This is a genomic window from Variovorax gossypii (assembly GCF_003965815.1).
GTDB classification, from domain to species: domain Bacteria; phylum Pseudomonadota; class Gammaproteobacteria; order Burkholderiales; family Burkholderiaceae_C; genus Variovorax; species Variovorax gossypii.
Window position 1 is genome coordinate 1,566,142 of the sequence record NZ_RXOE01000002.1, and the last position, 11,787, is coordinate 1,577,928.

At 68.1% G+C, this 11,787-nt stretch carries 13 protein-coding genes; 12 read left to right on the forward strand and 1 reads right to left on the reverse strand.

The annotated features are described in order from the left end of the window. Positions 1 to 97: 97 nt before the first annotated feature. Positions 98 to 1,009 carry a LysR family transcriptional regulator gene (locus tag EJP69_RS14900; RefSeq protein ID WP_126470982.1) on the forward strand — a complete coding sequence of 304 codons (912 nt, stop codon included), beginning with the start codon at positions 98 to 100 and terminating at the stop codon, positions 1,007 to 1,009. Between the two features lie 6 nt (positions 1,010 to 1,015). Here EJP69_RS14900 and EJP69_RS14905 read toward each other — a convergent pair whose 3' ends face one another. Next, complete coding sequence (locus tag EJP69_RS14905; RefSeq protein ID WP_093301088.1) at positions 1,016 to 1,690, reverse strand: TetR/AcrR family transcriptional regulator; 675 nt, start codon at positions 1,688 to 1,690, stop codon at positions 1,016 to 1,018. A gap of 287 nt (positions 1,691 to 1,977) precedes the next feature. Here EJP69_RS14905 and EJP69_RS14910 point away from each other — a divergent pair, with 287 nt between their 5' ends. The 11 genes from EJP69_RS14910 to EJP69_RS14960 form a co-directional block, all read left to right on the forward strand. Then, positions 1,978 to 2,406: a VOC family protein gene (locus tag EJP69_RS14910; RefSeq protein ID WP_126470984.1), complete on the forward strand. Its 429-nt coding sequence runs from the start codon at positions 1,978 to 1,980 to the stop codon at positions 2,404 to 2,406. Positions 2,407 to 2,468: 62 nt separating this feature from the next. Continuing rightward, entirely contained in the window at positions 2,469 to 3,587 is a 1,119-nt protein-coding gene (locus EJP69_RS14915; protein ID WP_093301085.1) for a sugar ABC transporter substrate-binding protein, read from the forward strand. Between the two features lie 34 nt (positions 3,588 to 3,621). After that, the gene (locus EJP69_RS14920) at positions 3,622 to 5,193 is read left to right on the forward strand and encodes a sugar ABC transporter ATP-binding protein (protein WP_093301083.1); all 1,572 of its coding nucleotides are present in this window, start codon (positions 3,622 to 3,624) and stop codon (positions 5,191 to 5,193) included. Next, positions 5,190 to 6,164, forward strand: coding sequence for an ABC transporter permease (locus EJP69_RS14925; RefSeq protein WP_126470986.1), 975 nt, complete (start codon positions 5,190 to 5,192; stop codon positions 6,162 to 6,164). Before EJP69_RS14920 ends, EJP69_RS14925 begins: the two co-directional genes overlap by 4 nt. Next, positions 6,161 to 7,129 (forward strand): ABC transporter permease, encoded by a 969-nt coding sequence (locus tag EJP69_RS14930; protein WP_126470988.1) that lies wholly within the window; start codon positions 6,161 to 6,163, stop codon positions 7,127 to 7,129. Before EJP69_RS14925 ends, EJP69_RS14930 begins: the two co-directional genes overlap by 4 nt. Before the next feature lie 39 nt (positions 7,130 to 7,168). Beyond that, the gene (locus EJP69_RS14935) at positions 7,169 to 8,242 is read left to right on the forward strand and encodes an SDR family oxidoreductase (protein ID WP_126470990.1); all 1,074 of its coding nucleotides are present in this window, start codon (positions 7,169 to 7,171) and stop codon (positions 8,240 to 8,242) included. Positions 8,243 to 8,268: 26 nt separating this feature from the next. Next, positions 8,269 to 9,054, forward strand: coding sequence for an SDR family NAD(P)-dependent oxidoreductase (locus EJP69_RS14940; RefSeq protein WP_126470992.1), 786 nt, complete (start codon positions 8,269 to 8,271; stop codon positions 9,052 to 9,054). A gap of 11 nt (positions 9,055 to 9,065) precedes the next feature. Then, entirely contained in the window at positions 9,066 to 9,854 is a 789-nt protein-coding gene (gene budC, locus EJP69_RS14945; protein ID WP_126470994.1) for a meso-2,3-butanediol dehydrogenase, read from the forward strand. Positions 9,855 to 9,908: 54 nt separating this feature from the next. Further along, positions 9,909 to 10,697 (forward strand): SDR family NAD(P)-dependent oxidoreductase, encoded by a 789-nt coding sequence (locus EJP69_RS14950; RefSeq protein WP_126470996.1) that lies wholly within the window; start codon positions 9,909 to 9,911, stop codon positions 10,695 to 10,697. Next, on the forward strand, positions 10,697 to 11,500 hold the full coding sequence (locus tag EJP69_RS14955; protein WP_126470998.1) for an SDR family NAD(P)-dependent oxidoreductase: 804 nt from the start codon (positions 10,697 to 10,699) through the stop codon (positions 11,498 to 11,500). Before EJP69_RS14950 ends, EJP69_RS14955 begins: the two co-directional genes overlap by 1 nt. Positions 11,501 to 11,556: 56 nt before the next feature. Then, positions 11,557 to 11,787 (forward strand): alcohol dehydrogenase catalytic domain-containing protein (locus tag EJP69_RS14960; protein WP_170217119.1); only part of this gene is annotated, 231 nt, incomplete at its 3' end.

An 11,787-nucleotide genomic window follows, 5' to 3' on the forward strand; every position in this document is an offset into this window, starting at 1 on the left:
CGTGTCTCCTTGGATGAACGATGCCCTCGGACTCTAGGGAGACCCGAGTCGGTGAACTAGACTCACAGTTGGAATAACAGTTGTGAAATAACTTCGCATGGCCCGCCAGGAGATCAATCGTTCAGGCGAGATGGAAGTCTTCGTGCAGGTGGTGGACTCTCAGAGCTTCTCCGCCGCGGCGCGGCGCCTGTCGCTCACGCCGTCCGCGGTGAGCAAGCTGGTCGCGCGGCTCGAGGCGCGGCTGGGGGCGCGCCTGCTGGTGCGTTCGACGCGGGGGCTGCACCTGACGCCCGAGGGCGCAGGCTTTCACGAGCGCGCGCGCGGCCTCCTCGAGTCGATGGCCGAGGCCGAGCGTGAGGTGTCGCAGGCCTCCACGCCGCGCGGGCGAGTGCGCATCAACTCGAACGTGCCCTTCGGCCGGCGCTGCCTGCTGCCGTTGATGTCGGAATTTCTCGCGCGCTATCCAGAGATCTTCATCGACCTCGTGCTGACCGATCAGGTCGTGAATGTGCGCGAGGAGAAAACCGACATCGCCATCCGCACCGGCCCGCTCAAGGACTCGGGGCTCGTCAGCCGTGAGCTGGGCCAGAGCCGCTTCGCGGTGGTCGCTTCGCCGGCCTACCTCGAAGGCCGCGCAACGCTGGTGCACCCGCAGGACCTGGCTCGCCACAACTGCCTGGGCTTCGGCTTCATCCGCCACACACAGGTCTGGCCTTTCGTCGAGGCGGACGGCACACGCCTGTCGGTGGTGCCGCGCGGCAACATGCACGTGAGCGACGGCGAGACCATGCGCCAGCTGGCGCTCGAAGGCGTGGGCATCGCGCGGCTCGCGCGCTTCCACGTGGGCCGCGACCTCGACGAGGGGCTGCTCGTGCCGCTGCTCGAGTCCTTCAATCCCGGCGACACCGACCCGGTGCACGCCGTGTTCATCGGCCCGGGCAAGGAACTGCCGGCGCGGGTGCGCGCCGTGCTCGACTTTCTCTACGAGCGCGTCACGCTCGACGAATAGCGCGGCTCAGCTGCGTGCGTTCTTGAGCACCATCGGCGTGCCGGCGAGGAACGCGTCGACGCGAAAGCCGATCGTGCGGTCGAGATCCTTCGGCACCGGCTGTTCGTACACCCACTTGCGAACGCCGATGTAGAACACGCTGGAGTGCATGGCCCAGACCAGCTCGAGCTCGTCTTCCTCCTCCTGTGGCGTCTTCGGATCGGGGATGCCGAAGCTGTGCCGCATCTCGGCGGCGATGACCTTGAAGTGCCGCTCGCGCAGGCGGCTGAGGTACTTCTGGTTGATGCCGCCGCGCGTCAGTCCGGCGAACATGAAGATACGCACCCATTCGCTGCGCAGGATGAAGCGCGCGTAGTCCTGCAGGTATCTCTTCAGGCGGTCGGCCAGCGGCACCGCGCGGTCGGCGAGCCACTCTTCCCATTCGGGGTTCCAGCGCCGCACGAAGATTTCCTCGTAGACGCGGTCCACCAGTGCGTCCTTGGTCGGGAAGTAGCGATACAGCAGCGGCTGCGTGATGCCCAGTTCCTTCGCGAGGTCGCGGGTGCTGGCCTCGAAACCGTGGCTCGCATAGAAGGCGATCGCCTTCTGGACGATCTGGTGCTCCCGGTCCTCCGGCGCGAGGCGCCGCCGCGCGGCCGGGGCGGCCTCGTCGGCGGCGGATGCGGTGCTCGTCGTGCGCATGGGCTTGCTGCTTTCGTTGGGTATTTTAATTATCGATTGAACATTAAATTGGCGGGTGGATGGCTCTCTGCATGGGCACGAGGAGTTCCCTGCCGCCCTGCATGTTAGGGGATCGCCCGGCGCTACGGCTTCCAGACACTCCATCCTCGTAGATTCGATACAAAAGGCATCTCTCGCACCACGGCCTTTCTTTCTTCCCATCCATTGCAACCTAGGGAAAACGAGATGTCTCCATCGGATTCTTGCAAACTACTATTTATCAATCGATCATTAAAAGGATGCAAAAGATGCCCATCTCGCGGCTCGGTCACTACTCGGTGCGGACAGCGCAGCTCGCCGCGTCCGTGCAGTTCTATACGCGGGTCCTCGGCCTGCGCGAAGGCTTTCGCCCCGCGTTCGATTTCCCCGGCGCGTGGCTCTACAACGGCGACGACGAGTCCGACTACGGGGTGGTCCACCTCATCGGCATCGACGAACGCAACCTGTCGGGTCTGCGCGACTACCTCGGCGACAAGGCCGCGGCCAGCGGCACCGGCACGCTGGACCACCTCGCGTTCATCGCCACCGGCGTCGCCGAGTTCCGCAAGGGCTTGTCGCGCGAAGGCGTGGCCTTCCGCGAACGCACCGTGCCCGGCCTGCGCCTGCACCAGGTGTTCTTCGAGGATCCCTCGGGGGTCACGATCGAAATGAACTTTCCCGCGCACGAGGTCGCCTAGAGCCCCGGCGCCATCCCTGCTGCCTTCCAGCTTCTGCCTTTCAACAAAACCGGAGACAAACCATGAACCCCACCTTCCAGCGCAACCTTCGCCGTGTCCTGCCGGCGGTCGCCTTCGCCGCCGCGGCCACCGCCGTCTCGGTATCGAATGCAGCCGAGACCTTCCTGCCCGCCTGCTACAAGCCCGCAGCCGGTGTCAGCACCACCGTGAGCTACCCGGCGCGCAAGGGGCCTTACCGCGTGGCGCTGGTCAACGGCCATACCGGCATCCCATGGCGCATGCAGATGATCCAGCAGACCCGCGCCTGGGCCGCGCGCCCCGACGTGGCCAAGGACATCAAGGAGCTGAAGGTGGTCAGCACTGGCGCCGACGTGGCGAGCCAGATCGCCGCCATCGACAACTTCATCCAGGCCGGATACGACGCCATCGCCTTCATCGCAGTGAATCCCAAGGCCTTCGACGCCGTGATCCGCCGAGCGAAGAAGGCGGGCACCGTGCTCGTGTCCTTCGACAACCCGGTCGACAGCCCGGACGTGCTGCGCATCACGCCCGAATGGGTCGAGTTCGAGGGCGACATCAAGACCCAGGCCGTGGTCGACCTGATGCCGGTGAAGAAGGGCAAGCTGCTCGAGGTGCGCGGGCTGCCCGGCAACTCCACCGACCGCGACCGCCATGCGGGCGTGCGCAAGATCCTCGACAAGTACAAGGACATCTCGGTGGTCGAGGTCACCGGCAACTGGGACACCGGCACCGTGCAGAAGGTGGTGGCCGACGCCATCGCGGTCAACGGCAAGTTCGACGCGGTCGTGTGCCAGCATGGCTGCCGCGGCGTCACCAGCGCCATGAAGGCCGCCAACCACCCGCCGGTGCCCGTGGGCGGCGACGCGGAGAACGGCTTCGTCAAGGCGTTGATCGAGCAGAAGATCCCGGGCATCTCGGTGTCGACTTCGCCGGGACAAGGCCCGGTCGCGATGCGCGCAGCCATCGCGCTGCTGCAGGGCCAGACGCTGCCCTCGCTGGTGAACCTGCCCACGCCGAACGTGCTGACGAAGGACATGAAGCCCGACGTCAACTACTTCCCGAACCTGCCCGACAGCTACGAGACGGTGTCGAGCTACGCGAGCTGCGGCATCAGCTTCACGCCCGACGAGATCAACAAGTTCAACCCGGACAACAACTGAGCAGGCCCCGGCCTGCAAAGCCAGGAGATTCCGAGTGAACAACGACTATCTGCAGCTCGTCGGCGTCAGCAAGCGCTACGGAGGCATCGCCGCGCTCAGCGACGTGTCCTTCAGCGCCGCGCGCGGCTCGATCCACGCCATCCTCGGCGAGAACGGCGCGGGCAAGAGCACGCTCATGAAGACGCTGGCCGGCGTGGTGCGGCCCGACGCCGGCGTGGTGCGGCTCGACGGCCGCGAGCTTCGCATGACGGGGCCCGCGCAGGCGCTCGACGAAGGCATCGTCTGCATCTTCCAGGAGCTGTCGCTGGTGCCGCACCTGAGCGTGGCAGCCAACATCTGCCTGGCGAATCCGCCGCGCAACCGGCTGGGCCTGATCGACCGGCACCGCCAGAACGAGATGGCGCGCGAGGCGCTCGCGCGCATCGGCTGCGACCGCCAGATCGACCTGCGCGAGCGCTGCATCGATCTGCCGCTGTCGCAGCGGCAGATCGTGGAGATCGCCAAGGCCGTGGTGCGGCGCCCGCGCGTGCTGATCCTCGACGAGGCCACCTCGGCGCTCACTGCGGAAGACGTGGAGAAGGTCATGCGCCTGCTGCGCACGCTGCGCGAGGAGGGCACCTGCGTGCTCTTCATCTCGCACCGCATGCACGAAGTCGACGCGCTGGCCGATACCTGCTCGGTGTTCCGCAACGGCGAGCACGTGAGCACCTTTCCAGCGGGCTCCAAGCCGCACGAGGAGATCGTGCGGCTCATGATCGGGCGGCCGATCGCACAGGTGTATCCGCCCAAGCCGCAGCCGCCGGCTGCCTCCGTGCGGCCCTACCTCCAGGTGAGTGGCCTGCGCTCGGGCACGCAGCTCAAGGGCGTCGAGCTCGCGGTGCGTCCCGGCGAGATCGTCGGCCTCGGCGGCCTCGATGGGCAGGGGCAGCGCGAGCTGATGCTGGCGCTCGCGGGGCTGCTGCGCGACGTGCGCGGGGACATCCGCATCGGCGAGCAATCCACGCCGCCGAACGGGCCGCGCGGGGGCAAGCGCGAGGCCTACCGCATGGCGCTGATCCCCGAGGACCGCAAGACCGAAGGGCTGGCGCTGGGCCAGTCGGTGCACGACAACCTCGGCGTCTGCGCGCTCGACCGCATCAGCCGCTGGGGCGTGGTCGACCACGCCGCCGAGCGCGCGCTGATCGCCGACCTGGTGAAGACGCTGCAGATCAAGGCGCCCGACACCCGCGTGGCCGTCTCCACGCTGTCGGGCGGCAACCAGCAGAAGGTGGTGCTGGCGAAGTGGCTCGCCACGCAGCCGCGTCTGCTGCTGCTGATGGACCCGACGCGCGGCGTCGACGTCGGCACCAAGCAGGAGATCTACCGTCTGTTCCGCGACCTGGCCGCCAAGGGCCTGGCCATTCTTTTCTATTCGACCGACTGCGACGAGCTCATCGGCCTGTGCGACCGCGTGCTCGTGATGTACGACGGCCAGGTCCGCGCCTCGCTCGCGGGCGCGATGCTCACCGAAGAACAGATCCTCATGAACGCTATGAATCTCGGGCGCAGGGATGCGCCCGCCAACGACAGCCGGGTGCATGCCGCGGCCTGGGAGTGCGCTGCATGAAGTCCGCCTCCATCCACCTGCGCCACCATGCGCGCACGCTGCTCGCGTTCGGTCTGCTGGCCGTGCTGCTGGTCGCCTTCCTGGCCATTCATCCGCGCGGCGCCTCGGCCAGCGTGCTCACCGCCTGGTTCAACCAGGGCGCGGCGCTCGCGCTGGTCGCCATCGGGCAGACGCTGGTAGTGCTCACGAGCGGCATCGACATCTCCATCGGCGCCATCATGGCGCTGTGCAACTGCGTGGCCTCGGTGCTCGTGCAGGGCGATCCCTTGCAGGTCGCGCTGGGCGTCGCAGCGGTCCTGCTGGTGGGCACCCTGTGCGGCGTGGTCAACGGGATGATCGTCGTCTACGCGCGCATCCAGCCCATCGTCGCGACACTGGCCACCGGCACCATCTACACCGGCGTCGCGCTGCTCGTGCGGCCCACGCCGGGCGGGGAGGTCGACGCAGGCCTGAGCGACGCCATGACCGGTACGCTGGGCGATCTTGTGCCCACCTCGCTGGTCGCGCTGGCGCTGGTGGTGCTCCTGGTGTGGGAGCCGCTGCGCCGCTCTCTCACCGGCCGCACGCTGTTCGCGCTGGGTTCGGCCGAGCAGGCCGCCTACATGTCGGGCCTGTCGGTCGACCGGGCCAAGGTCGTGGCCTATGCCACCGCGGGCCTCTTCGCGGCGATGGCGGGGCTCTTCCTCGGCTTCCAGACCGCCAGCGGCGACGCCGCCATCGGCCTGCCGTACACGCTCAACTCGGTGGCCGCGGTGGTGCTCGGCGGCGCGGCACTCAGCGGCGGCGTGGCCAGCGTGCTCGGCACCATCGCCGGCGCCTTCATGTTGCGCACCATCGGCAGCCTGATGTTCTTCACCGGCGTGCCGCCGCTCGCGCAGCCGCTGTTCGAGGGGCTCGTGCTGATCTGCGCCGTCGCGCTCGGCGCCACGCGCCTGCTGCGCATCCGCAACCGCCTGGAGATCTTCCGATGAGCACGCTCGCACCCAGTACCAATCTGCGCTCCCACTTCAAGACCCCCACCGGCGCCGTGCTGCTGGCGCTCGCGGCCCTGCTGCTGCTGGGCGGCACCCTCAACAGCCAGTTCTTCTCTCCGACCTACCTGCTGCTGCAGCTGCAGAGCGGTGCGTTCCTCGGTGTGATCGCCGCAGGTGCGACGCTGGTCATCCTGCTCGGGCACATCGACCTGTCGGTGCCCTGGACGCTGACGGTCGCGGCCACCGTCGGCACGGCCGTGACGCGCGCCGGCGGCGGCGCCTGGGCCGAGCTCGGCCCGCTGGCGGGCATCGCCGCCGGCGCTCTCATCGGGTTGCTGAATGGCGTGGGCGTGGCCTATCTGCGCATTCCGTCGCTGATCTGGACCCTGGCGGTCAACACCATCCTGCTGGGCGCGGTGGCCTTCTATGCCGGCAACACCGTCATATCGAGCGAGCCCTCGCCCGTCATGGCCGCGCTGGGCGCGGGCCGCAGCTTCGGCGTGCTGCCCAACGCGGTGCTGGTGTGGCTGGCGGTGTCGGCCTTCGTGGTGTGGGGGCTGCGGCGCACGTTGATGGGGCGCTACATCTACGCGGTCGGCACGCGCGAGGTGGCTGCCCACATGTCGGGCATCGACACCCGCCGCGTCATCCTCGGCGCCTTCGTGGCCTCGGGCGTCTGCAGCGCCATCGCGGGGCTGCTGCTGGCTGGCTACGCCGGGCAGTCGTACCAGCGCATGGGCGACCCGTTCCTGTTGCCGGGCATCGCGGCCGTGGTGGTCGGGGGCACCAGCATCCTGGGCGGTCGCGGTCGTTACGGCGGCACCGTGGCGGGCGTGCTGCTGATCACGCTGATGAGCAGCATGCTGTCGCTGATGCATGTGCCCGAAGCCGTCAAGCAGATCTGCTACGGGCTCGTCGTTGTCGTCATGGTCGGCCTCTACAGCCGCAGACAGGGCGGCTGAGGCCAGGGCCCCCGCTGCTTTCACATCGAAAGGAATTCCATGTTCGACAAACGCGCACTCATCGTCGGCGTCACCGGCATCGTCGGCAACAACCTCGCACGCCAGCTGCTGGCCGAAGGCGGCTGGGAGGTGCTGGGCATCTCTCGCAAGCCGCCATCGGGCCTGTCGCGCGTGAAGCACGTTGCGCTCGATGTGCTCGATGCCGAGGCTACGCGACGCGCATTGGCCGATGCACGCCCGACCCACGTCTTCTTCTGCACCTGGACGCGCATGTCCAGCGAGGCCGAGAACTGCCGCGTCAACGGCGCGATGGTGCGTCACGTGCTCGATGCCGTGAGCGGCCCCGGTCAGGTCTCGGTGCGGCACGTGGCGCTGGTCACCGGCACCAAGAACTACCTCGGACCGTTCGACATGTATGCGCGCAACCAGCCCGAGACGCCGTTCCGCGAGGACCAGCCGCGCCTTCCGATCGACAACTTCTACTACGTGCAGGAAGACGTGGTGTTCGAGTTCGCCGCGCGCAACGGCTGGTCGTGGAGCGTGCATCGGCCGCACACCATCGTCGGCTACGCCGTGGGCAATGCGATGAACATCGGCGTCACGCTTGCGGTGTATGCCTCGGTCTGCAAGGCGCACGGACGGCCCTTCCTGTTTCCCGGCTCGCCCACACAGCATGCGGGCCTCAGCGACGTGACCGATGCGCGCCTGCTGGCACGGCACCTGGCCTGGGCCGCCACAGCGCCCGCGGCGCGCAACGAGGCCTTCAACGTCGCCAACGGCGATGTGTTCCGCTGGAAGCGGCTGTGGAGCGTGATCGGTGGCTACTTCGGTCTCGAGGCCGCGCCGTATCCGGGCGCACAAGTGCCGCTACTGCAGCAGATGGCCGACATGGCGCCGCTGTGGAGCGGCCTCGTGCAGGCGCATCGCCTGCAGCCGCACGGCATCGACGAGCTGGCATCGGCCTGGCACACCGACCTCGACCTGGGCCGCCCCATGGAGTGCGTCAACGACATGAACAAGAGCCGGCGCCTGGGTTTCCTCGGCTTCCAGGACACCGAGCGGTCGTTCCTCGACCTGTTCGACCAGCTGCGCCACGAACGAATCATCCCCTGAAGAGACAACCAACGGAGAACAACACCATGGACAACAGCTTGAAGGATCGCGTCGCGATCGTCACGGGCGCTGGAGCCGGCATCGGCCTGGCGACCACGCGGCAGTTTCTGGAGGCCGGTGCGCGCGTGGTCGCCGCCGACCTCGACACCTCGGCGCTGCAGGCGCTGGGTGGCGACGGTCTGCACCCCGTGAAGGCCGACATGCGCGACGCCGACGCCGCCGGGCAGCTCACGCGCGAAGCGCTGCAACGCTTCGGCCAGATCGACATCCTCTTCAACAACGCGGGCGTGGCGACCGCGCGCGACGGCTTCCTGAAGATCAGCGATGAGGACTGGCAGGCGACCTTCAACCTGAACCTCATGGGCTACGTGCGCATGAGCCGCGCGGTGCTGCCGCACATGCTCGAGCGCAAGCGCGGGGCGCTGGTGCACTGCGCCTCGGAGACGGGGCGCATCCCGCATCCGCTGCTGCCCGACTACAGCGTGTCGAAGGCAGCGATCCTGATGTTGTCGAAGATCCTCGCGACCGAGTTCACCGGCCAGGGCGTGCGCTCCAACGTGGTGTCGCCCGCGCATGTGCGCACCGCGCTGTGGGACCGCCCCGGCGGCTTCCTCGACTCGCTCGCCGCCAAGTACGGCTCGGGCCGCGAGGAAGCGGTCGATATCTTCCTCAAGACCGCGAACATCCCCTCGGGCCGGTTGGGCCGCCCCGAGGACGTGGCGGCGGCAGTGTTGTTCCTCGCCTCGGCCCAGGCCGATTTCATCACCGGCGTGGAGCTCGCGGTGAACGGCGGCGTGACCAAGTTCGTGTGAGGAGCGCGGGCATGCAACGTTTCGAACAGCGCATCGTGCTCGTGACCGGCGCGGGCTCGGGCATCGGCGCGGCGATCGCACAGCGCCTGGCGCAGGAGGGCGCCGCGGTGGTCGTGGCCGATCGCGACCTGTCGGCCGCTACTGCCGTCGCCGCTTCGCTGGAGGCCAAGGGGCAGGGCGCATTCGCCATCGGGCTCGATGTCACGAGCAGCGACGACATCGCCGCCGCCATCGAGCGCATCCGCGCGCGGCACGGCCGGCTCGACGCGCTTGTGAACAACGCGGGCATCCACCACGGCGGCAGTTTCGAGGAGACCGACATGGCGCACTGGCGCCGGCTCATGGCGGTGAACGTCGAAGGCACCATGGGCCTGTCGCTGGCGGCACTGCCGCTGCTGAAGGCGGCGGGCCGACCGACGGCCATCGTCAATCTCTCCTCGATCTCCGGCCTGGGCGGAGACTTCGGGCAGGCGGCCTACGCCACGAGCAAGGGTGCCGTCACGCACCTCACGCGCAGCATGGCGCTCGACCTCGCGAAGTTCGGCATCCGCGTGAATGCGGTGTGCCCGGGCTCCGTGAGAACGCCGATGTTCGACGCCGCGATCGCGAAGCTCGACCCAGCCAAGATCGAGGAGGCCTTTGCCAGGGCCTACCCGATGGGTCGCATCGCGGAGCCGGCCGAGGTCGCTGCTGCCGTGGCCTTCCTTGCTTCGGACGATGCCTCGTTCGTCAACGGCGTCAACCTGCCGGTGGATGGCGGGCTGACGGCGCACAACGGGGCGCCGCGCTTCGACGGCTGAAGGCGGTCAGCCGCTTCCTCCAAGAAATCTTCCTCCACGACAACAGGACACTTTATGGATCTCGGACTCGAGGGCGCACGCGCGCTCGTCACAGCATCGACAGGCGGCATCGGACGCGAAATTGCCCGCACGCTGGCGCGCGAAGGCGCCATCGTCCACGTCAACGGACGCACCGCGCAGGCGGTCGACGCCGCGCTCGTCGACCTGCGCGAGAGCGCGCCCGGCGCGCGGCTCGAGGGGCTGGTCGCCAACAACGGCGATGCCCGGGGCTGCGGCGAGACCATCGCGCTGCTGCCAGAGATCGACATCCTCGTGAACAACCTCGGCATCTACGAGTCCGTGCCTTTCACGCAGACCACCGACGCTCAGTGGCTCGAGAGCTTCGAGGTGAACGTGATGAGCGGCGTGCGGCTGGGCCGCCACTACATACAGGGCATGCTGCAGCGGGGCAGGGGCCGCATCGTGTTCCTGTCGAGCGAGGCGGCCATCGTGCCCGCGCCGGAGTTGCCGCACTACAGCGCATCGAAGTCGATGCTGCTGTCGGTCTCGCGCACGCTGGCGGAGCTGACCCGGGGGGCGGCCGTGACGGTCAACGCCGTCGTGCCCGGATCTACCCGCACCGAGGGCGTCCGGGCTTTCGTGCAGGAGCTGTTCCCGGAACTGCCCTACGAGGAAGCCGAGCGACGCTTCGTCGCGGAGAACCGCGGCACATCGATCATCGCGCGGCTCATCGATCCGGTGGAAGTAGCCGATCTCGTGGCCTTCGTGTGCAGCCGGCGCGCGAGCGCCATCAACGGCGCGGCGCTGCGCGTGGACGGCGGCATCGTCCGTTCCATCTACTGATGAGCGACGCACCTTCCTATCGGGCGCTGCCGCACGTGCCCTTCGCCGACCTGCTCGACTTCAGCGGCAAGACCGCCGTGGTGACGGGCGGCGGCGAAGGCATCGGCCTGGCCATCGCCCGGCGTTTCGCGGAGGCCGGCTCGCGCGTGGTCGTCGGCGATCTTCATCCAGGTCGCTGCGGCGAACTCGCGGCTGAAGGCTTCGACGTGCGCCATGTCCCCACCGACGTGACCGAACACGACCAGATCGAGGGCCTGCTCGATGCGGCGGTCGCCATGCACGGGCGCATCGACGTCTTCGTGAACAACGCGGGCATCTATCCGCTGCGCGCGGTGGAGGAGATCGATGCCGCCTTCTGGGACCACATGTTCGCGGTGAACTGCAAGGCGATGTTCTTCGGCGCGCAGGCGGCGAGCCGGCGCATGAAGGCGCACGGGCAGGGCGGGGCGATCGTCAACCTGTCGTCGATCTGCGGCCACAAGCCCATGCCCAACCACTGCGCCTACGATGCATCGAAGGGCGCCGTGCTGGCGATGACGCGCAACCTCGCGCTCGCCCTGGCGCCGCACGGCATCCGCGTGAACTCGGTGTCGCCGGGGCTGACCGCCACGCCGGGAAACCTCAAGCCGGAGCTGTTCCGCCAACTGCAGGACAGCGGCGTGCTCGACAACATCCCGCTGCGCCGGCAGGCCGAGCCTTTCGAGATCGCGAGCACGGTGCTGTTCCTGGCTTCGCCAATGGCGAGCTACGTGACGGGCACCGACTTGATGGTCGACGGTGGATGGTTCCTGCACGGCATCTGAGCCGAGCCACGCATTTCTTCTCTTCCTGCAACTCACTCACTTTTCGTCAACGACACATGAAAACCAAAGCCGCCGTCGCCTGGAAATCCGGAGCCCCGCTCACCATCGAAACCGTCGACCTCGAAGGCCCGAAGTTCGGCGAAGTGCTCGTCGAGATCAAGGCCACCGGCATCTGCCATACCGACTACTACACCCTCTCGGGCGCCGACCCCGAGGGCATCTTCCCCGCCATCCTGGGCCACGAAGGCGCGGGCATCGTGGTCGACGTCGGCCCTGGCGTCACCACA